Source organism: Streptomyces flavochromogenes, from assembly GCF_000717595.1.
Taxonomy (GTDB): Bacteria; Actinomycetota; Actinomycetes; order Streptomycetales; family Streptomycetaceae; genus Streptomyces; species Streptomyces flavochromogenes.
Genome location: NZ_JNZO01000033.1, coordinates 77828 through 98009, shown reverse-complemented (window position 1 = coordinate 98009; position 20182 = coordinate 77828). Strand labels below are relative to the sequence as shown.

The window sequence follows — 20182 nt, the reverse complement described above, 5'->3', positions numbered from 1 at the left end:
CCCGGTCCCGTCCCGCGCACCCGCACTGCCCGACCGCCGGTAAGGAGGCACCAGGCCATGAGCGACAACCCGCTGCAGCTGATCGTCCACCGCATGACATGGGAGGCCGAGGGCGTACTGTCCGTCGAGCTCGCCCACCCCGACGGCAAACCCCTGCCCGCCTGGACGCCCGGCGCCCACATCGACGTGCACGTCGGCGGCCTGATCCGCCAGTACAGCCTCTGCGGCGATCCGCAGGACCACGGCGCCTACCGGATCGGCGTCCTCAACGAACCCTCCTCACGGGGAGGTTCACGCTTCATTCACACCCAGCTGCGCCCCGGCCAGCCCGTGACGGTCTCCGAACCGCGCAACCACTTCGCCCTGGAGGACGCCGCCTCGTACGTCTTCGTCGCCGGCGGCATCGGCATCACGCCCCTGCTCGCGATGGCCCGCGAGGCCGCCCGGCGGGGCGCCGAGTGGCGCATGGTCTACGGCGGCCGCAGCCGCGCCTCGATGGCCTTCACCGCCGAACTCGCCCTGCTCGACGGCGAGGTGACGCTCGTCCCGCAGGACGAGCTGGGCCACATCGACCTGGACGGGGTGCTGACGGGGCTGCCCGAAGGGGCGCTCGTCTATTCGTGCGGCCCCGAACCGCTCCTCGCGGCCGTGGAGGAGCGCTGCCCGGAAGGCCGCCTCCGACTGGAGCGGTTCGCCGCCCCCACCGTGGAACGCGCCGGAGACGACGAGGAGTTCGAGGTCGAGTGCCGGGCCTCGGGCCTGACGCTCCGGGTCGACGCGAGCATCTCGATCCTCGACGCCGTCGAGAACGCCGGAATCGGTGTCGACAGCTCCTGCCGCGACGGCATCTGCGGCTCCTGCGAGACCAGGGTGCTCGACGGCACGCCCGACCACCGCGACTTCCTGCTCAGCGAGGCGGAGCGGACCGCCGGCACCACCATGATGATCTGCGTCTCACGGTGCGCCTCCGGTCGGCTCGTCCTCGATCTGTGACCCTTCCCCCGCCTGCTCAGGAGACACCGTGACCGACACCTGGCCGTACCTGGACGTCCACCAGTCCCGTACGCACGAGCCCACCCCGTACGAGTACAAGCTCGCCGCCACCCTCGAAGAGGTCTTCACCCACGAGGGTCACGAACTGACCGACGTGGTGCGCGGACTCAACGCCCGCAAGGTGCACACCGCCGACGGCACGCCGTGGACCGAGGAGTCCTTCCGCGCCGAGATGAACCGACTGGGAGCCTGACATGACGCTGTCGCCCTCCGCCACCGCGGACCGCATCTACGCCACCGGGCTGCGCAACCAGTGGCACCCCGTCGTCCCCTCGCGCTTCGTCGCCCCCGGCGCCATGCGCAAGGTGACCGCGCTCGGCGAGCAGTGGCTGCTCTTCCGGCGCTCCGACGGAGCGCTCTCCATGCTCGCCGACCGCTGCCCGCACCGCGGAGCGCCGCTGTCGCTGGGCAGGCACCTCGGCGACCGGGTCGCCTGCTGGTACCACGGCGTCGAGGTCGGCGCCGACGGCACGGTGACCTCGGTGCCGGGCCTGCCCGGCTGCAACCTGGAAGGCAAGAAGCTGGTCGCCTCGCTGCCCGTACGCGAGGTCGGCGGCGCGATCCTCGCCTGGTTCGGCGACGAGGAGCACCCCGAGCCGGCCGAACTGACGCTTCCCGACCCGCTGACGGACCCTGCCGTCGACGCCTTCCTCTGCTACGCCGAGTGGGACGTGCCCTGGCGGTACGCCGTGGAGAACCTGCTCGATCCCATGCACGGGGCCTTCCTCCACCACGAGTCGCACACCATGTTCGCCGGCGACACGACCGCCAAGTTCCGCATCCGCGAGACCGATCGCGGCTACTTCTTCGAGAAGACCGACCAGCGGGGCGTCAACTTCGACTGGGTCGAGCTGTGCCGCACCGGCGTCGACTGGGTCGACCTGTCCATCCCCTACCCGCCGTCCGCCGGACCGGGCGGACCGTTCGGGATCGTGGGCATGGTCTGTCCCGTCGACGAGGGGCGCTCGGGTGTCTTCTTCTGGCGTTACCGCCGCGTCGAGGACTGGCAGCGCGCGACCTGGCGCTTCCTGTACAAGACGCTGATCGAGAAGCGCCACTGGGAGGTCCTCGAGCAGGACCGCGTGATGCTGGAGGCCATGCCCGCCGACGCGGATCAGCGGGAGAACCTGTACCAGCACGACCTGGGAGTGGTGCGGCTCCGCCGCCTGTACCGGGCGGAGGCCGAGGCGCAGTCGTCGACCTGACGTCACGTCGGCCCGGCGTCACGTGGGTCGTCAGGGAGACCGGACGTCACGGAGGCCGGACGTCGAAACCGCGGGTCGCGTTCTCCGCCTCGGGAACCATTCCCCCGGGCGTGCTCCTCCTGTGGTCGGACGCGGTGATGGCCGGGGGAGGGATTTCGCACAACTGCCCTGTGCGCGAAGGTGCATGAGACGCATCATCCACCTCCCGCAAGGATCTGACTCTGTGCGAAGCACACGAATAGCACCCCTCGTGGCCATCAGCGCGGTCGCGACCCTCGTGCCCGCTCTCACTCCCGCCGTCGCCTCCGCGGCCGCCCCGGAGGCCCGACGGACGGTCTCCGCCGATCCCTTGAGGCAGTACACCCGGCAGACCCCGCGATGGAAGCGCTGCGAGGCCGAGGCACCGGCGAACTTCGAGTGCGCGACGCTCAAGGTGCCGCTCGACTACACCCGGCCGGGCGGCAGGAAGCTCGACGTCGTCGTGTCCCGGGTCAAGGCCACCAGCCCCCAGAAGCGGCGCGGTGTCCTGCTGCTCAACCCGGGCGGCCCCGGCGGGCCGGGCCTCGACATGCCGCTGTGGATGGCCCCGGAGCTGCCGACCGCGGTGAAGGAGCAGTACGACCTCATCGGCTTCGACCCCCGCGGCGTGGGCCAGAGCTCGCCCGTGAGCTGCGGCCTGAACGAGGAGGAGCTGAACTGGCAGCGCCCGTACAAGGCCGCGACGTTCGACAAGGACGTCCGGTGGGCGCGGACCGTCGCGGAGAAGTGCCGTGCGAAGGGCGGTGACGTCCTGCCCCACCTCACCACCCGCAACACCGCACGGGACATGGACGTCATCCGCGCCGTGCTCGGCGAGAAGAAGATCTCGTATCTCGGCTACTCCTACGGCACCTACCTGGGCGCGGTCTACACGCAGATGTTCCCGAAGCGGACCGACCGGTTCGTGCTGGACAGCGCGGTCGACCCGCAGCGCATCTGGCGCGGAATGATCCAGGTGTGGGCGGAGGGCGCGGAGCCCGCGTTCAAGCGCTGGACCGAGTGGACCGCCGCGCGGCACGCCACGTACGGGCTCGGCGACACCCCGGCCGAGGTCGGCACGACCTTCTGGGACCTGGTCGCCCGGGCGGACCGCGAGCCGATCGACTTCCAGGGCACGCTCCTGACCGGCGACGACATCCGCGCAGGCCGGGCCGTGTTCTTCGACGTGAAGGGCGCCGCCGAGGCGATCGTCGAGCTCAGGAAGGCCGCCGAGGGGACTCCCGCACCGGCGCCGTCGCGGCGGAGCCAGGCGCCCCGTCACGTACCGCCGTCGTTCGCCCGTGCCGTCCCCTCGGACAACTCCGACGCGGCCTTCTGGTCCGTGGCGTGCGCCGACACCCGCTCCTGGCCGCGCGACCCCGAGCAGTACCGCCGCGACGCGATCCGCGACAAGGCCAGGTACCCGCTGTACGGCGACTTCGCGTCGAACATCAAGCCGTGCGCGTTCTGGAAGAACGGGTCCGAGCCCGCCACGAAGGTGAACAACTCCGTCGGGGCGCTCATCCTCCAGAACGAGTGGGACTCCCAGACGCCGCTGGTCAGCGGACAGGGGCTGCGCAGGACCATGAAGGGCGCCCGGATGGTCACCGTCCTCGGCGGCCAGGGCCACGGCATCTACGGCTCCAGGTCCTGCGCCGACACGACCGCCACGGCCTACCTGACGACGGGCCGACTGCCGGCCGCGGACGCGACCTGCCGGGCCACGCCGGACCAGGCGCGGAACCGTCTGGACCTCCCGCTGCCGACGCCGCCGGGCCTCCCCGGGCTGCACCGCTCCTGACCGGCACGACGTACGGCCGGTGACAGGGATCCCCCGCGCCACGAGGGCCCCCTGTCACCGGTGTTCCGGCCGCCCCGCCCGACCCCGGCATGAGGTCACGAGCCGGCCAAGTAGCCCGCGAGGGTGGTGCGACGGCGGTGGAGGTCGTCGATACGGGCGTCGGTGGCGGCCAGTTCACGGAGCATCAGCTCCCTGATGTCGGCGCACCAGTCGAAGGCCGTGCCGTCCTCACCGGTGCACGGCAGGACGACCCGGATCACCTCGGTCGGCAGTCCGGCGGCCAGCAGGGCGCGAACCTTGCGGACGGTGGTCACCGCGTCCGCGTCGTACGCGCGATAGCCGTTCGGGCCGCGCTCCGCCTCCAGCAGCCCCTGCGCCTCGTAGTAGCGCAGCAGCCGGGTGCTCACCCCGGTGTGCCGGGACAACTCCCCGATCAGCATGCGTGCTCCGCCTTCCGCCCCGTCGTGGATCGTTTGACCTTGACATCAGTGTCAACGGTTAGCGTCGAGTCATGACGAATCATTCCCCGCTCTCCGCGGACCGCTCCTTCCTGTTCGTGCTGGGCAGCTCGCGCGCCGACGGCAACACCGAGATACTCGCCAGGGCCGCCGCCGAGGCGCTGCCCGCCGGCATCCCGCAGCGCTGGATCGACCTGAACACTCTGCCGTTGCCGGACTTCCAGGACGGACGCCACGAGGAGGGCGACTGGCCCGTCTCGGAGGCCGAACGGACACTGCGGGAGGCCACGATGGAGGCCACCGACATCGTGATCGCCTCACCGCTGTACTGGTACACCCTCTCCGCCCAGACCAAGCGCTACCTCGACTACTGGTCGGGCTGGCTCGGCGTTCCCGGCCTGGACTTCAAGCAGCGCATGGCGGGACGGACCCTGTGGGCGGTGGCGGCCATGGCGGACGACGACGAGGCCGTCGCCGACGGGATGGCCACCACCCTCAACAACACGGCGGCGTACCTCCGGATGCGCTTCGGCGGAGTCCTCCTCGGCAACGGTTCCCGCCCGGGCCAGGTGCGCGGCGACGAGCGGGCGCTGATCAGGGCGAAGACGTACTTCGAGAGCGCGACCCCACGGGCGCGGTTCCCGCACGAGAAGCAGACGGGGCTCGCGGAGCGGGCGGCGGAGACGGTCGGCGCGACGGCCTGAACGGCCCGACCACGCGGAGGCGACGGAGCGGAGGGGCTGACTCGTTCGTCACACCATGGCTGCACTGTGTGACGAACGAGTCATGCGATGAGGAGCCTGACGGGCGGAAGCCGGGGTCAGGCGCCTCATCGCGGTCCTCAGGGGCGCCGCGGCACCTTGCTCTGCCCGCTGAGCGGGGCATCCGGGCCCGTGGGCAGGCCCTCGGGGGCCGCCCCGCTCCTGGCGACCGCCGCGTGCAGCGCCCGCAGGGCGATCAGGAGGACGCCGATGTCGTCCAGGTAGACGGGGTCCGGGATCAGGTCGACCGGCGAGACCGTGTACGCCACCGCCGCCCAGAACAGGGCCTTGGACTGCAGCGGCACTCCGGCGTCCACCAGCAGCCGGCGCGTCCGGAGGACACGTACGAGCAGTACGGCCGCGCATCCCGCCACCGCGAGCAGCAGCACCAGGGCCACGACGAGCCAGAGGTTGCCGTCCACGCCGCTCTCCTTCCTCCGTGAATCCCGGCCCGCACCGATGTGCGCGGATTGTCAGGGTACGACGCCGGGCCGGGTGCCCGACGTAGTCCGCCGTCCCCGCCCGGCGTACCGGCCACCCTGCGATATGCCCTGTTTAGACCCCCTTGAAGCGTGACTAGGAACACTCTCCGCAACGCATTGCGCATGGATCCGGGAACCCAGGGCAGGCGGCCGAACCGCCGGTGACACCGGCAGGGGGACTCTGAGGAACGAAAGGCCATACGCGACGTGACGGCAGCACAACAGACCATCCATGTGGGCGGAGAGTGGCGCGCAGCCCTGTCCGGCGCCACGCGCGAGATCATCGACCCCGTCGACGCGACCGCCTTCGCGGTCGTGGCGGAGGGCGGTGTCCAGGACACCGACGACGCCGTGACCGCGGCACGAGCCGCGTTCGACGACGGTTCCTGGCCGCGTACACCGGTCTCCCAGCGGGCCGCCCTGCTGCGACGGGTCGCCGACCTGCTGGAACGCGACCGCGAGCGGATCGGCGCCCTGGAGAGCCAGGACGCGGGCAAGACCCTCGAGGAGGGCCGTGTCGACGTCGACTGCGTCCGCGACGCCTTCCTCTACTTCGCCGACCTCGTCGAGAAGGAGGACGGCGGACGGGTCGTCGACGCCGGCTCGGACGACATCCGCAGCGTCGTCGTGCACGAGCCCGTCGGCGTGTGCGCCCTGATCACGCCCTGGAACTACCCGTTGCTCCAGGCCAGCTGGAAGATCGCGCCCGCCCTCGCCGCCGGCAACACGTTCGTGATCAAGCCCAGCGAGATCACCCCGCTCAGCACCGTCGTCCTGGTCGAACTGCTCCTGGAGGCCGGACTGCCGCTCGGCGCGGCCAACATCGTCACCGGCCCCGGCCACACCGTCGGCGCCCGGCTCGCCGAACACCCCGACGTCGACCTGGTCTCGTTCACCGGCGGTCTCGTCAGCGGCACGAAGGTCGCCAAGGCCGCCGCCGACAGCGTGAAGAAGGTCGCCCTCGAACTGGGCGGCAAGAACCCCAACGTCGTCTTCGCCGACGCCTGTGCGACGCCCGAGGACTTCGACACCGCCGTCGACCAGGCCCTCAACGCCGCCTTCATCCACAGCGGCCAGGTCTGCTCCGCCGGCTCCCGCCTCATCGTCGAGGAGTCGCTGCGCGCGCGTTTCGTCGCCGAGCTCGCCCGCCGGGCCGGACTGATCCGGCTCGGCCGGGGCACCGACGCGGGCGTCGAGTGCGGCCCGCTGGTCTCCGCCGCCCAGGTGGCGAGGACCGAGGAGTACGTGGCCTCCGCCCTCGGCGAGGGCGCGGTCCTGCGCGCGGGCGGCGAGCGCCCCGCCGGCCCCGGCTACTTCTACCGGCCCACCGTCCTCGACCGGTGCCACCGCCGCATGCGCGTCGTCCGCGAGGAGATCTTCGGCCCCGTCCTCACCGTGGAGACCTTCCGCACCGAGGAGGAGGCCGTCGCCCTCGCCAACGACACGGAGTACGGCCTCGCCGGAGCGGTGTGGACCTCCGACGCGGACCGCGCCCGGCGGGTCGCGGCCCGGCTGCGCCACGGCACCGTCTGGATCAACGACTTCCACCCCTACCTGCCCCAGGCGGAATGGGGCGGCTTCGGAAAGTCCGGCATCGGCCGCGAACTGGGCCCCAGTGGCCTCGCCGAGTACCGCGAGGCCAAGCACATCTACCAGAACCTCGCTCCGCGCCCCGTGCGCTGGTTCGCGGGCACGACGGCGAAGGACCAGGCATGAACGACCGGCACGTGTACGACTACGTCGTCGTCGGCGGCGGCACCGCCGGTTCGGTGATCGCCTCCCGGCTGACCGAGAACCCGGACGTCACCGTCGCCGTGATCGAGGGCGGCCCCAGCGACGTCGGCCGCGACGACGTCCTCACCCTGCGCCGCTGGATGGGCCTGCTCGGCGGCGAACTGGACTACGACTACCCCACCACCGAGCAGCCGCGCGGCAACTCGTACATCCGCCACAGCCGCGCGCGGGTCCTCGGCGGCTGCTCCTCGCACAACACTCTCATCGCCTTCAAGCCCCTGCCCTCCGACTGGGACGAGTGGGCCGAGGCCGGCGCCGAGGGCTGGGACGCGGCGGCGATGGATCCGTACTTCGCCCGGCTGCGCAACAACATCGTCCCCGTCGACGAGGCCGACCGGAACGCGATCGCCCGGGACTTCGTCGACGCGGCGCAGACCGCGCTCGGCGTCCCACGCGTCGAGGGCTTCAACCGGCAGCCGTTCCACGAGGGAGTCGGCTTCTTCGACCTCGCCTACCACCCCGAGAACAACAAGCGGTCGTCCGCCTCGGTCGCCTATCTGCACCCGTTCCTGGACCGGCCGAACCTGCACATCGCCCTGGAGACCTGGGCGTTCCGCCTCGAACTCGAGGGCACCCGCGCCACCGGCGTGCACATCCGCACCAAGGAGGGCGCGGAGCACGTCGTACGTGCCCGGCGCGAGGTCCTGGTGTGCGCGGGGGCCGTGGACACCCCGCGTCTGCTGCTGCACTCCGGCATAGGACCCCGTGCCGACCTGGAGAAGCTCGGGATCCCCGTCGTGCACGACCTGCCGGGTGTCGGCGAGAACCTCCTCGACCACCCCGAGTCGGTCATCGTGTGGGAGACGCACGGCCCCATCCCGGAGAACTCCGCGATGGACTCCGACGCCGGGCTCTTCGTCCGCCGCGACCCGGAGTCCGAGGGGCCGGACCTGATGTTCCACTTCTACCAGATCCCCTTCACCGACAACCCCGAGCGGATCGGCTACGAGCGGCCCCCGCACGGCGTGTCCATGACCCCGAACATCCCCAAGCCGCGCAGTCGCGGCCGGCTCTACCTGACGAGCGCCGATCCCGAGGTCAAGCCCGCGCTCGACTTCCGGTACTTCACCGACGAGGACGACTACGACGGCCGGACCCTCGTCGACGGGATCCGCATCGCCCGGCAGATCGCGGCGAGCGAACCGCTGGCGGGATGGCTGAAGCGGGAGGTGTGCCCGGGACCCGAGGTCACCTCCGACGAGGAACTGAGCGCCTACGCCCGCCACGTCGCGCACACCGTCTACCACCCGGCCGGCACCTGCCGGATGGGCTCCGCGGACGACGAACTCGCCGTCGTCGCGCCCGATCTGAGGATCCGGGGCCTCGACGGCATCCGGATCGCCGACGCGTCCGTCTTCCCGACCATGACCGCCGTCAACCCGATGATCGGCGTGCTCATGGTCGGCGAGAAATGTGTGGATCTGCTGGGAGGCACCCGACGATGAACGACCTGACGCAGGGAACCGCCGAGCCCGTCTTCTCCGTACGCGACCTGTGGAAGGTCTTCGGTCCGAAGGCCGACCGCGTGCCCGCCGAGAAGGAGCTCGCCTCACTCGACGCCGCGGAACTGCGCGAGCGCACCGGCTGTACCGCCGCCGTCCGCGACGTCTCCTTCGACGTCCGCAAGGGCGAGGTCTTCGTCGTCATGGGCCTGTCGGGCTCGGGCAAGTCGACGCTCGTCCGCTGTCTGACCCGGCTCATCGAACCGACCTCGGGCACGATCTCCATCGACGGCGAGGACGTGCTGTCCATGGACACCGGACGGCTCCGCGAGCTGCGCCGGCACCGGGCGGCCATGGTCTTCCAGCACTTCGGGCTGCTCCCGCACCGGACCGTGCTCGACAACGTCGCGTACGGGCTCGAGATCCAGGGCGTGGGACGCGGCGAACGGCGGCAACGAGCGGCCGGGTTCGTCACCAAGGTCGGCCTCGACGGCATGGAGCACCGCAGGCCGAGCCAGTTGTCCGGTGGCCAGCAGCAGCGGGTCGGACTGGCCCGCGCGCTCGCGGTGGACCCCGAAGTCCTGCTGTTCGACGAGCCGTTCAGCGCGCTCGACCCGCTCATCCGCCGGGACATGCAGGAGGAGGTCGTCCGCCTGCACCGGGAGGAGGGCCGCACCATGGTCTTCATCACCCACGATCTGAGCGAGGCCCTGAAGCTCGGCGACCGCATCGCGCTGATGCGCGACGGCCGGATCGTGCAACTCGGCACGCCGGAGGAGATCGTGGGCGCCCCCGCCGACGACTACGTCAGGGACTTCGTCCGGGACGTGCCGCGCGAACAGGTGCTGACCGTCCGCTCGGCGATGCGCCCCGCGCTCGCCGACGAGCACGAGGCCGGCCCCGCGCTCGCCCCGAGCGCCACCGTCCACGAGGCCATCGAGGCCGTCGCCCGTACGGGCGTCAACGCGCGGGTCGTCGAGAACGGCCGCTGCCTCGGCGTGGTCGACCACGCGGGACTCCTCGGCGTCGTCGCCGGGGTCCCGGCCGCGACGGGGAAGGCGGCGGCCTGATGTACGCCCATACGACCTGGCCGCCGCCGGGCGGCACGACCGCCCCCGCCGCCATGGGACGGTGGAGCCGATGACCGCCACCGTCACCTCCGCTCCTTCCCGCCCCCCGACCGCATCCGACACCGCATCCGACACCGCTCCCGGTGCGCTGCGCGCGCTCGCGCGCCACCGCGGCCGGCTGATCGGCGCCGGCGTGGCCGTCGCACTCGTCCTCGGAGCCGTACTCCTGGGCGGCGGAAGCTGGCCGGCGTCGCTCGCCGTCGATCTCTCCGGGCCACTGGAGCGCACCAGCGACTGGATCGTCGACAACCGTGACGGCCACCCGCTGTTCCTCTACTTCCTCGGGCACGTCAGCAACGTCGTGGTCGTGTCCGTCCGCGCGGTGTACCTGCTGCTGCTCGCCCTCGGCTGGGCCGGCGTCACCGCCGCCGCCGGGCTGGTGGCCTGGCGGGTCGCGGGCCTCCGCCTCGCGCTGACCTCCGTCGCCGCCTTCGGCGCCTGCGGACTGCTCGGCATGTGGGTGCCCACCATGCAGACGCTGGCTCTGATGGTCGTCGCCGTCGCCGCGTCCGTGCTGCTCGGAGGTCTCCTCGGCCTCGCCGCCGGCCTGTCGGACCGGATGAACAGGATCCTGCGGCCGGTCCTCGACACCATGCAGGTGCTGCCGGCCTTCGCGTACCTCCTGCCCGTCGTCCTCGTCTTCGGCATCGGCGTGCCCGCTGCCGTCCTCGCGACCGTCGTCTACGCCGCCCCGCCCATGGCCCGGCTCACCGCGCTCGGGCTGCGCGGCGCGGACGCCGGCGTCATGGAGGCCGCCGCGTCCCTGGGCGCCACCGGCCGGCAGCGACTGCTGACGGCCCGGCTGCCGCTGGCCCGCAAGGAGCTCCTGCTCGGCGTCAACCAGTCGATCATGATGGCGCTCGGCATGGCCGTCATCGCGTCCGTCATCGGCGCGGGCGGCCTCGGCGACCGCGTCTACCAGGCCCTGGCCTCCGTCGACGTCGGTGCCGCGCTCGCGGCCGGCGTGCCGATCGTGCTGCTCGCGATCGTCCTGGACCGGGTCACCGCCGCCGCCGGAGAGCGGATCGGTACGCCCCCCGCCCCCAGGTCCCGGCTCGGCTGGACCCTCGCTCTCGTGACGACCGCCGTCGTCGCCGTCGCGGGCCGCCTGACCGACCGGCTCACCTGGCCCGATGCGTGGACCGTCGACACGGCCGAGCCCGTCAACTCGGCCGTCGACTGGATGACCGCCCACCTCTACTCCGGAGTGCCCCTCGTGGGCGGCACCGCCGACTGGGCGGGCCGGTTCACCACGTGGGTCCTCAACCCCCTGCGCGACGGACTGCAGTGGCTGCCCTGGTGGGCGGTCCTGCTCACCGTCGGCGCCCTCGCCCTGTTCATCGGCACCTGGCGCACCGCCGTGACCGCCGTCCTGGCGATGGCGGCGATCGGCGTGCTCGGTGTGTGGGACCCGGCGCTCGACACCCTGTCGCAGGTCCTGGCCGCCGTCGCCGTGACGCTGCTTCTCGGCTTCGCGCTCGGGATCGCGGCGGCCCGCAGCACCCGCCTCGGACGCGCCCTGCGTCCGGTGCTCGACGTCTTCCAGACGATGCCGCAGTTCGTGTACCTGATTCCCGTGGTCGCCCTGTTCGGCGTGGGCCGCGCCCCGGCGGTCGCCGCCGCCGTGGTCTACGCGCTGCCCGCGGTCGTACGGATCACCGCCCAGGGCGTACGCGGGGTGGACCCGGCCGCCATGGAGTCCTCGCGCTCGCTCGGCGCGACCGGACGCCAGCAGCTCTTCCAGGTCCAGCTGCCGCTGGCACGGCCCGCGCTGCTGCTCGCCGTCAACCAGGGCGTCGTGCTCGTCCTCGCCGTCGTCGTCATCGGCGGCCTCGTGGGCGGCGGCGCGCTCGGCTACGACGCGGTGTTCGGCCTCGCCCAGGGCGACCTGGCCACCGGTCTGGTGGCCGGCGCGGCGATCGTCTGCCTCGGCCTGATGCTCGACCGCGTCACCCAGCCCACGCAGCGCCGTGACCTCGCGGGAAAGGGGGCCTGACATGGCTCACACACGTATCGCACTCGGTGGCTCCGCCCTCGTGACGGCCGCTGCCCTGGCGGCAGGCCTCACGGGCTGCGGCGCCGCCGACATGACCCGCCAGTCCTCCCCGTACGCCGACGCGAAGGGCTCCCGTACGGTCACCCTCTCCGTGCAGTCGTGGGTGGGCGCGCAGGCCAACGTCGCCGTCGCCCAGTACCTGCTCGAACACGAGCTCGGCTACCGGGTGGACACCGTACAGATCGACGAGGTGCCCGCCTGGGACGCGCTCAGCCAGGGCCGCGTGGACGCCATCCTGGAGGACTGGGGCCACCCGGAGCAGGAGAAGCGGTACATCGACGACAAGGGCACGATCAGACGCGGCGGTGATCTCGGCGTGACCGGCCACATCGGCTGGTTCGTGCCGACGTACTTCGCCGAGCGGCACCCGGACGTCACCGACTGGAAGAACCTGAACAAGTACGCCGAGGAGTTCCGCACGGCGGAGAGCGGCGGCAAGGGCCAGCTCCTCGACGGCTCCCCGTCGTACGTGACCAACGACAAGGCGCTGGTGGACAACCTGGACCTCGACTACCAGGTCGTGTTCGCGGGCTCGGAGGCGGCGCAGATCACGCAGATCAAGCAGTTCGCCAAGGAGAAGAAGCCCTTCCTGAGCTACTGGTACAAGCCCCAGTGGCTGTTCGAGAAGGTCCCGATGACGGAGGTGAAGCTGCCCGCCTACCAGGAGGGCTGCGACGCCGACCCGGAGAAGGTGGCCTGCGCCTACCCGCACACGCCCCTGCAGAAGTTCCTCAACGCCCGCTTCGCGGACCGCGGAGGCGACGCGGCCGCCTTCCTGAAGAAGTTCCGCTGGACGACGGACATGCAGAACGACGTCGCCCTGATGATCGCGGACCAGAAGCTGTCGCCGCAGGAGGCGGCGGGCCGCTGGGTGAAGGAGAACGAGGCCACCTGGCGGACGTGGCTCCCGTCCTGACGCGGTGCGGCGGGCCGGAGATGAACACCGGCCCGCCGCGCATCCTCATCCCCGGACCCGGGGTTGCGGCGAAGGGCGCCGCCCCCGGGCGTAGCGGCGGCCGAGGGGCTCGGCGCTCAGGCCGTGCAGCACGATGCTGACCATGACGGTGATCACCATCACCCGCGAGATGAAGTCACCGCCACCGGAGCCACGCAGTTCGATCGCGGCGAGGAGCCCGAAGACCACCGAGGCCACTCCTCTGGGCCCCATCCACCCCAGGAACAGCCTGTCGGACAGGGACAGATCCGTACCGACGAGGGCGACCATCACGGGCACCAGGCGTACCAGGGTGCAGGCGAGGACGGCGTAGAGGACGACAGACAGGTGGAAGCCGTCCCAGAACTCGTCGCTGACCAACTGGCCGAAGAGGAACCACAGGGCGAGGGTCGACAGGGTGACCAGGTCGTCCGTCATCCGCACGGTGCCCTCGGGGAGATGCCGCATCGCCGGGGCGACGCAGACGCCGGCGACGAACGAGGCGACGAAGCCGTTGCCGCCCAGGAAGACCGACAGGGAGTACGCGGCGAGGGGCACGCTCAGCACCGCGAGTCTCGCCGCGGTGGGCAGGGTCCAGCCCTTCGCCCAGGACCGGCGCAGCAGCCATCCGGCCAGATAGCCGACGAGCGATCCGGCTCCGACGGCCCAGCCCGCCGCTCCGACCGCGTCGAGGAGCGCCTCGGCGTAGTCGGAGCCCACCGTGTGGTACTCGGCTGCGGCGGCGACGCAGATCAGGAACACGGGTGAGACGATTCCGTCGCTGAGGCCGCCCTCGACGTTGAGCACCTCCCGCAGGCGCGCCGGGATGCGTTCGTCCCGCACGAGGGCCGCGGCCGGCGCCAGATCGAGGGGGACGACCACCGTCGCGAGGGTCGCGAGCACCCACCCGGGCCGGTCGGGGAAGAAGACGAGCGCGGACAGGAGGGCGGCGCCCAGGGTCAGCGGCAACGCGACGCCCAGGAGGCGGGCGACGACGCTCCTCTCCCGTCGGATGCCTCCCGCCGGAACCTCGGTCGCGTCGACGAAGAGCAGCAGGGCGAGGACGACCTCCACGGCGCGTTCGAAGCCGGCCAGGTCGCCGAAGTCGAACACGAGCGGCGGGTCCGAGCCGCTGGTGAGGGCGATGCCCGCCACCATCATGGCGATCGGTGCGGTGATGCTCCACAGCGCGAGCCTGCGCGACAGGACGCACCAGGTGAACAGAATGCCCGCGATGACGGTGACGGCAAGCAAGACATCCGCGCTTTCGGGGAGGCTCGGTCCCGGCGGGTTCGTCCCGGCGTTGCAGCGTAAGGCGCGGGCCGCGCGGTCCCGTGACAGCACGCCGACGGCGTCCCTCCTGGGGCGGTGCCCGCCGGGGAACCGGCGGTGCACACCCGCGACCCGTCACACGGACGGCTCCGTCTCCTGTCCGCGTCCCGGGAGGGCGCCGGTGCCGAACGCGCGGCGGTAGGCGGCGGGCGAGACACCGAAGGCCGTACGCATGTGCGCGCGCAGGGAGTTCCCGGAGCCGAGGCCCGCGCGGTGGGCCACGAGGTCGATCGGAAGATCGGTCGTCTCGAGAAGCTGCCTGGCCAGTTCCAGACGTTGTGCCGTGAGCCACTGCACCGGCGTCACCCCGACCTCGTCGCGGAACCGCCGGGTGAAGGACCGCAGACTCATCCGGGCGTGCTCGGCGAGCCGGGCCAGGGTGAGGGGCTCGGCGAGGTGTTCCAGGGCCCAGGCGCGGGTGTCGGTGGTGCTGGCCAGGGTGGGCTCCGGTACGGGCCGGTCGATGAACTGGGCCTGCCCGCCGTCCCGCCAGGGAGGCACCACACACATGCGGGCCGCGCGGTTGGCGACCGAGGCGCCGTGGTCGCGGCGGATCATGTGCAGGCACAGGTCGACCCCCGCGGCCACGCCCGCGGAGGTCAGCACGTCGCCGTCGTCGACGAAGAGCACGTCCTCGTCCACCTTGACCTGGGGGTAGGCCCGGCGGAACTCCGGAGCCAGGTTCCAGTGCGTGGTGGCCGGCCGGCCGTCGAGGAGCCCCGCGGCGGCGAGCACGTACGACCCGGTGCAGATGGACACGAGTCGGGTGCCGGGCCGGATGGCGTCGATGGCCGCGGCGACCTCGGGGGGCAGCGGGCCGCCCCGGCCCAGCTCGGGCATGGCGTGCGTGGGCGGGAGGACCACGGTGTCGGCGGCGGCGAGCGCCTCGGGACCGGCCGAGGGCTGCACGGTGAACCCGGCGTCGCTGAGCACCGGGGCACCGTCGGCCGTACAGATCGTGACCTCGTACAGGGGGCGGCCGTCGGCGTCCTCGGCACTGCCGAAGACCCGGGAGGGGATGCCGAGCTCGAACGGAGGCACCCCGGGCAGCGCGAGGACGGCGACCCGGTGCGGTGGCGCCGGCGTCACTTCCCGCGCGGCCCCCGTCGCCGGTTCTGATGACTTCCTCATGGCCAGATCCTGTCACATGCTGGCCAAACGGCCAACACCAGACGGGACCGAGATACCGGATCGTGGACGCATCGCCGCCGGAACGGTCCGGGGGCGCACCGATCGAGACGGAAACGAGGCGGACAGCATGCGTGCGGTGGTCGTGGAGCAGTGGGGCGGACCCGAGAACCTGGTCGAGCGCGAGATGGAGCGCCCCGAGCCCGGCCTGGGCGAGGTCCTGGTGCGGGTCCACGCGGCCGGAGTGAACCCCGTGGACTGGAAGACCCGGGCCGGCGGGGCCCTCATCGAGTGGGGTGCCGTCCCCGCCGTCGGGTGGGACGTCTCCGGCACCGTGGAGGCCGTCGGCCCCGGCGTGGGGATCCACCGCGCCGGCGACGAGGTCTACGGCATGCCGCTCTTCCCCCGGCAGGCGGGAGGATACGCCGAGTACGTGGTGGCCCCGGCGCGGCACCTCGCCCCCAAGCCCGCCTCCCTGACCCATGTGGAGGCCGCAGCGCTCCCGCTGGCGGCGCTCACCGCCTGGCAGGCCCTCGTCGACGCGGCGGACGTCCGCCCCGGGGAGCGGGTGCTGGTGCACGCGGCGGCCGGCGGAGTCGGGCACCTCGCCGTGCAGATCGCCAAGGCCCGCGGGGCCTACGTCATCGGCACGGCGAGCGCGGGCAAGCACGACCTGGTGCGTGAGCTGGGCGCGGACGAGGTGGTGGACTACCGCGAGACCCCCTTCGAGGACGTCGTCTCCGATGTGGACGTCGTCCTGGACGGTATCGGCGGAGAGACGGCGGAACGCTCCCTGAAGGTGCTCCGCGACGGGGGCAGGCTGATCACCCTGCCGGGCCCGGACGACGTCCCCGCCGCGCGGGACGGTGTGCGGGCGACCTGGGTCCTGGTGGAGCCCGACCACCTGGGCCTCCGCGAGATCGCGGCCCTGGTGGAGCAGGGGCGGCTGCGGCCGGTGGTCGACCTCGTCGTGCCGCTCGCCGAGGCGGCGAAGGCCCACACGATCGGCGAACAGGGCCGCACCACGGGCAAGATCGTTCTGTCGGTCGTCTGAGCCACGGGGCGTGGCCGGTCGTTCCGAACCGGCCGCGGTGCCGCCGTCGGGGGACGCGGGGCCGCCGGGCAGAATGACCGGCGGTACGTCCCCACGTGGAAGGCACTCTGATGAAACTGCCCGAATCCGGCCGTCGTGTCCTCGTCAGCGGTGCCTCCCGGGGACTGGGCAGGGCGGTCGCCCAGGCGTTCGCGGCCAACGGCGACCGGGTCGCCGTCCACTTCGCCTCGCGCGCCGAAGAGGCCCGCGTCACCCTGGGGTCCCTCGACGGAACGGGCCACGCCCTCGTCGGAGGCGACCTCGCGGACCCGGCGGGGGCCGTGGCCGTGGTCGACGCGGCGGCCGAGGCGCTCGGCGGGATCGACGTACTGGTCAACAACGCGGCGGTGAACCTGCGCCACCCCCTCCCCGAGACCCCGTACGAGGAGTGGGTGGCGGTCTGGCAGCGGCACGTGTCCGTGAACCTGCTCGCCACCGCGAACCTGAGCCATCTCGCGGCCCGGCGGATGATCGACCAGGGTGCGGGCGGCCGCATCGTCAACGTCGGCTCCCGCGGCGCCTTCCGCGGCGAACCCGACCACCCGGCGTACGGTGCCACCAAGGCCGCCGTCCACGCGCTCGGCCAGTCCCTGGCGGTCTCCCTCGCCCCGTACGGGATCGCCGTCGCCTCGGTCGCGCCCGGGTTCTTCGCCACGGAACGGGTCTCGTCCCGCCTGGAGGGGGCCGAGGGGGCCGCGATCCGCGCCCAGAGCCCCTTCGACCGGGTGGCCGAGCCCGCCGAGATCGCGGCGGCCGTCCTGTGGCTCGCGTCTCCCGCCGCGGAATGGTCGTCCGGAACGATCCTCGACCTCAACGGAGCCTCGCACCTGCGCAGTTGACCCCGACCTCGGACGGTGCCGGCCCGGACATGTCCCGGCCGGCACTTCCGTGTACAGGTCGCTCCTGAAGTGCCGGGAACCGAGCCCCTGTTGGCCGGCAAGCGTCAGAACTTCGAGGCTACGCTCTAGGCTTCGGTCAGTGTTTGGTAAAGCCAGGCACGGCTCGCGGGGGGAGCCCCGCACGAAACGATGGGGTAGCCAGTGCTTCTGAAGACCTTCGGCTGGTCGTTCGCGGTGACCGCGCTCGGCCTCGTCGTGGCGGTGCTGCCTTCTGGCAGAAGATCTTCCTCACCATCGGTGTGCTCATCGCCGTCTTCGATCGACATGCTGTCGGTCTGCATCGCCCTGGTCGTCCTGGCGATCAGCGCCATGACCTTCGCGACCCAGGCCCACCAGCACGGCGGCACGCACGTCGACAAGGCGTCGACGGTCCTGCTCTCGGGCGTCTTCGGCCTCATCACGTACCTCGTCGTCGGCGGTCTCTCCGGCTACTTCGAGAACAAGCTGGAGGAAGAGGAGGAGCGCGAGCACGAGGCCGAGGAAGAGGCCAGGAGGAGCGGCAAGAAGGTCCCGGCGGTCGTGATGGCCGGCAAGGCCGCGTTCTTCATGTTCCTCTACCTGGAGGTCCTGGACGCGTCGTTCTCCTTCGACGGTGTCATCGCCGCCTTCGCCATCACCAACGACATCGTCCTCATGTCGCTCGGCCTCGGTATCGGAGCCATGTACGTCCGTTCGCTGACGGTCTACCTGGTCCGCCAGGGCACCCTCGACGACTACGTCTACCTGGAGCACGGCGCGCACTACGCGATCGGCGCACTGGCCGTCATCCTCATGATCTCCATCCGCTACCAGATCCCCGAGGTGGTCACCGGTCTCATCGGTGTCGTCCTGATCGCCTGGTCCTTCTGGTCCTCCGTCCGCCGCAACCGCAGGCTGGCGGCGGACGAGGGAGAGCACGTGGGGTCCGCCGAGAAGGCCGAGGTCCCTTCCGGCGTCTGAGCCGGTCCGCCGGCGCGCGCCCAGGCGCGCGCCGGCCGGGGCCACGCGGTGCGGCGGTCAGGCGGCTGCGATGACGGTCTCGAACTCCCCGTCGTCGAGCCGCACCAGCGAGGCGTTGACGTTCTCCTGAGGGGTTCACGGGCAGGCCGCCGCCCGGGGCGCAGGTGCCGCCCCTCCGGCAGTCCACCGGTGTGGACCGACCGCCTCTACCCGGCGTCGTCCCGCATGAAGGGGGGCCGGGCCGTGAGTTCCTGCTCGGTCCACGCCAGTCGCTCCTCCAGCGGAGGGCGCAGGTGGTCGGGGGCGACGGAGAGGACGCCGGTCAGGAGCTTCCGGCAGCGCGCGAGCACCATCGGCATACCGGGTGCGATGACGAGGATGTCGTCCAGACCGACCCGCAGGAGACCGTCCCACCCGGGCACGGGCAGGATCACCCGCACGGTGCCGGATTCGTCGGCGATCGCACGGGTCTCCTGACCGATCGGCCCGGCGGCGGCATGGCGGAGCAGGTCCTCGACGGCGTCCAGGGCCTGGACGGCGGTGGCGGGGTCGTTGATCGCCGAGGAGAGCGCGCGCAGACCGATGTCCGACAGCAACCGGAAGGCGAGCGCGGGGTCCTGGTGGAAGGTGCGCTCGGCACCGGCGACGACCGCCGTGAGGACCTCGGACTCCGGGACCGTGCCGTGGTGGACGTCCGCCACGGCGTCACCGTCGTAGAGGATGTCCCCCACCTTCACCCGCAGGGCGACGGCCGCGCCCCCGCGTCGTGCCGCGGCCACCAGCGGAACCAGGTTGAACTGCTCGACCAGCACGGACGTACCCCGCCAGCGCACCGACGAGGTGACGGACCCGGGCAGCGGAACCGCCCCGGGCGGGGAGTCCCGGCCGCCCGCGGCGTCGCCCGGCGGACAGTAGACGTCGAGTACGTGGAGGCCACGGTCGCGCAACTCGTTGAGGACGTGGGAGAGCTGGATCGAGCGCAGCGCGACGAGCTGGAGGCGACGGACGAGCACGAACGCGACGGCGGCCATGACCAGGGCGGCGATCGGGACGGCCACGGACACGGTGTCACGTGAACCGATGGCCAGGACCGCGGTGACGGAATAGACCAGCACTCCGATGACGAAGGCGAAAACGCGCCACACCAGCGGGTCGGTACGGAACAGGGCGAGGCGATGGCTGAAGTTGCCCGCGGCCCACTGCACGACGAGGAACATCAACGAGAAGATCAGGGCGGTGACGCTGAGGACGCCCACTCCGAGCACGTTCAGCACGGCCACGACACGGTCCCCGGCGACCCGGGAACCGCCGTCGATCGCCGGCAGCAGGATGCCGAGCACCACCGCCACGCCGACCGCCACGGCGTGCGTGATGCCGGCGCGCAGGGCCCGCCGCGGGCGGACGACCCGCTCGGCCGAGTACCCCGCGCCCACCGTGGTCATCGGCGGCTCAGACACGACGGGGTCCGATCGCGTGCTCCCGCGAGCAGCAGCGGATCGTGTGAGTCGGCATCGCCACCTCCCCGTCTCGGCGTCGTGACCCACTCTGCGCGGCTTCCCCGGGGCGTGCCCGTGCTGGCGTACGAACGGATGACCCGCCGAGGACCGGGGCGGCACCCGGCAGCCAGGGGCGTACGGGACGGACGGCGCCGGAAGCT

Annotated in this window: 18 protein-coding genes and 1 pseudogene; 13 read left to right on the top strand and 6 right to left on the bottom strand. The window is 72.0% G+C overall.

The features are described 5' to 3' along the window. Window positions 1-57 precede the first annotated feature (57 nt). The 4 genes from IF00_RS0133500 to IF00_RS0133485 all read left to right on the top strand — a co-directional run bounded on the left by IF00_RS0133500 (window position 58) and on the right by IF00_RS0133485 (window position 4077). Window positions 58-993 (top strand): PDR/VanB family oxidoreductase, encoded by a 936-nt coding sequence (locus IF00_RS0133500; protein WP_030324629.1) that lies wholly within the window; start codon window positions 58-60, stop codon window positions 991-993. 28 nt (window positions 994-1021) lie between these two features. Beyond that, a complete protein-coding gene (locus tag IF00_RS0133495; RefSeq protein ID WP_030324628.1) occupies window positions 1022-1246 on the top strand; it encodes a recombinase-like helix-turn-helix domain-containing protein in 225 nt (74 codons plus the stop codon). A gap of 1 nt (window position 1247) precedes the next feature. Beyond that, window positions 1248-2258 (top strand): aromatic ring-hydroxylating oxygenase subunit alpha, encoded by a 1011-nt coding sequence (locus IF00_RS0133490; RefSeq protein ID WP_030324626.1) that lies wholly within the window; start codon window positions 1248-1250, stop codon window positions 2256-2258. Between the two features lie 223 nt (window positions 2259-2481). Further along, window positions 2482-4077, top strand: a complete 1596-nt coding sequence (locus IF00_RS0133485) for an alpha/beta hydrolase (RefSeq protein WP_030324624.1) — start codon at window positions 2482-2484, stop codon at window positions 4075-4077. A 95-nt stretch (window positions 4078-4172) separates the two neighbouring features. Here the strand turns inward: IF00_RS0133485 and IF00_RS0133480 are convergent, their stop codons facing one another. Then, entirely contained in the window at window positions 4173-4517 is a 345-nt protein-coding gene (locus IF00_RS0133480) for a MerR family transcriptional regulator (RefSeq protein ID WP_030324622.1), read from the bottom strand. A 71-nt stretch (window positions 4518-4588) separates the two neighbouring features. Between IF00_RS0133480 and IF00_RS0133475 the strand changes: the two genes are divergently transcribed. Continuing rightward, a complete protein-coding gene (locus tag IF00_RS0133475) occupies window positions 4589-5239 on the top strand; it encodes a flavodoxin family protein (RefSeq protein ID WP_030324620.1) in 651 nt (216 codons plus the stop codon). 137 nt (window positions 5240-5376) lie between these two features. On the opposite strand, the gene IF00_RS0133470 is transcribed toward IF00_RS0133475, so the two are convergent. Continuing rightward, window positions 5377-5718 (bottom strand): YkvA family protein, encoded by a 342-nt coding sequence (locus IF00_RS0133470; protein ID WP_051820755.1) that lies wholly within the window; start codon window positions 5716-5718, stop codon window positions 5377-5379. Between the two features lie 267 nt (window positions 5719-5985). Here IF00_RS0133470 and IF00_RS0133465 point away from each other — a divergent pair, with 267 nt between their 5' ends. From IF00_RS0133465 to IF00_RS0133445, 5 genes are all read left to right on the top strand, one after another. After that, on the top strand, window positions 5986-7494 hold the full coding sequence (locus IF00_RS0133465; protein WP_030324614.1) for an aldehyde dehydrogenase family protein: 1509 nt from the start codon (window positions 5986-5988) through the stop codon (window positions 7492-7494). Further along, window positions 7491-9017 (top strand): GMC family oxidoreductase, encoded by a 1527-nt coding sequence (locus tag IF00_RS0133460; protein ID WP_030324609.1) that lies wholly within the window; start codon window positions 7491-7493, stop codon window positions 9015-9017. Before IF00_RS0133465 ends, IF00_RS0133460 begins: the two co-directional genes overlap by 4 nt. Then, on the top strand, window positions 9014-10084 hold the full coding sequence (locus IF00_RS0133455) for a quaternary amine ABC transporter ATP-binding protein (protein WP_037639646.1): 1071 nt from the start codon (window positions 9014-9016) through the stop codon (window positions 10082-10084). The genes IF00_RS0133460 and IF00_RS0133455 overlap by 4 nt, the downstream gene beginning before the upstream one ends. Before the next feature lie 70 nt (window positions 10085-10154). Continuing rightward, a complete protein-coding gene (locus IF00_RS0133450; RefSeq protein ID WP_030324606.1) occupies window positions 10155-12140 on the top strand; it encodes an ABC transporter permease in 1986 nt (661 codons plus the stop codon). Window position 12141: 1 nt separating this feature from the next. Further along, the gene (locus IF00_RS0133445; protein ID WP_030324604.1) at window positions 12142-13116 is read left to right on the top strand and encodes an ABC transporter substrate-binding protein; all 975 of its coding nucleotides are present in this window, start codon (window positions 12142-12144) and stop codon (window positions 13114-13116) included. 45 nt (window positions 13117-13161) lie between these two features. On the opposite strand, the gene IF00_RS0133440 is transcribed toward IF00_RS0133445, so the two are convergent. Beyond that, complete coding sequence (locus IF00_RS0133440) at window positions 13162-14388, bottom strand: cation:proton antiporter (RefSeq protein ID WP_030324603.1); 1227 nt, start codon at window positions 14386-14388, stop codon at window positions 13162-13164. 153 nt (window positions 14389-14541) lie between these two features. Further along, window positions 14542-15597: a GlxA family transcriptional regulator gene (locus tag IF00_RS0133435; protein ID WP_051820754.1), complete on the bottom strand. Its 1056-nt coding sequence runs from the start codon at window positions 15595-15597 to the stop codon at window positions 14542-14544. 127 nt (window positions 15598-15724) lie between these two features. On the opposite strand from IF00_RS0133435, the gene IF00_RS0133430 reads away from it, so the two are divergent. Together IF00_RS0133430 and IF00_RS0133425 are read left to right on the top strand one after the other, a co-directional pair. Beyond that, window positions 15725-16648 (top strand): NADP-dependent oxidoreductase, encoded by a 924-nt coding sequence (locus IF00_RS0133430; RefSeq protein ID WP_030324599.1) that lies wholly within the window; start codon window positions 15725-15727, stop codon window positions 16646-16648. A gap of 110 nt (window positions 16649-16758) precedes the next feature. After that, entirely contained in the window at window positions 16759-17526 is a 768-nt protein-coding gene (locus tag IF00_RS0133425) for an SDR family NAD(P)-dependent oxidoreductase (protein WP_030324595.1), read from the top strand. A 125-nt stretch (window positions 17527-17651) separates the two neighbouring features. Here the strand turns inward: IF00_RS0133425 and IF00_RS48125 are convergent, their stop codons facing one another. After that, window positions 17652-17867 (bottom strand): hypothetical protein, encoded by a 216-nt coding sequence (locus IF00_RS48125; protein ID WP_425338354.1) that lies wholly within the window; start codon window positions 17865-17867, stop codon window positions 17652-17654. Here IF00_RS48125 and IF00_RS41725 point away from each other — a divergent pair. Beyond that, window positions 17845-18525, top strand: a pseudogene (locus tag IF00_RS41725) (DUF475 domain-containing protein); the annotation flags it as partial. The gene IF00_RS48125 and the pseudogene IF00_RS41725 sit on opposite strands and share 23 nt — an antisense overlap. A gap of 206 nt (window positions 18526-18731) precedes the next feature. Here IF00_RS41725 and IF00_RS0133415 read toward each other — a convergent pair. Beyond that, window positions 18732-19982 carry a DUF2254 family protein gene (locus IF00_RS0133415; protein WP_158710545.1) on the bottom strand — a complete coding sequence of 417 codons (1251 nt, stop codon included), beginning with the start codon at window positions 19980-19982 and terminating at the stop codon, window positions 18732-18734. Between the last annotated feature and the right edge of the window lie 200 nt (window positions 19983-20182).

Bases quoted from the DNA above. Each gene is read 5' to 3' on its own strand.
- IF00_RS0133500 (WP_030324629.1), top strand. From the start codon at position 58: ATGAGCGACAACCCGCTGCAGCTGATCGTCCACCGCATGACATGGGAG.
- IF00_RS0133490 (WP_030324626.1), top strand. From the start codon at position 1,248: ATGACGCTGTCGCCCTCCGCCACCGCGGACCGCATCTACGCCACCGGG.
- IF00_RS0133480 (WP_030324622.1), bottom strand. From the start codon at position 4,517: ATGCTGATCGGGGAGTTGTCCCGGCACACCGGGGTGAGCACCCGGCTG.
- IF00_RS0133475 (WP_030324620.1), top strand. From the start codon at position 4,589: ATGACGAATCATTCCCCGCTCTCCGCGGACCGCTCCTTCCTGTTCGTG.
- IF00_RS0133460 (WP_030324609.1), top strand. From the start codon at position 7,491: ATGAACGACCGGCACGTGTACGACTACGTCGTCGTCGGCGGCGGCACC.
- IF00_RS0133455 (WP_037639646.1), top strand. From the start codon at position 9,014: ATGAACGACCTGACGCAGGGAACCGCCGAGCCCGTCTTCTCCGTACGC.
- IF00_RS0133450 (WP_030324606.1), top strand. From the start codon at position 10,155: ATGACCGCCACCGTCACCTCCGCTCCTTCCCGCCCCCCGACCGCATCC.
- IF00_RS0133445 (WP_030324604.1), top strand. From the start codon at position 12,142: ATGGCTCACACACGTATCGCACTCGGTGGCTCCGCCCTCGTGACGGCC.
- IF00_RS0133435 (WP_051820754.1), bottom strand. From the start codon at position 15,597: ATGAGGAAGTCATCAGAACCGGCGACGGGGGCCGCGCGGGAAGTGACG.
- IF00_RS0133430 (WP_030324599.1), top strand. From the start codon at position 15,725: ATGCGTGCGGTGGTCGTGGAGCAGTGGGGCGGACCCGAGAACCTGGTC.
- IF00_RS0133425 (WP_030324595.1), top strand. From the start codon at position 16,759: ATGAAACTGCCCGAATCCGGCCGTCGTGTCCTCGTCAGCGGTGCCTCC.
- IF00_RS48125 (WP_425338354.1), bottom strand. From the start codon at position 17,867: ATGCAGACCGACAGCATGTCGATCGAAGACGGCGATGAGCACACCGAT.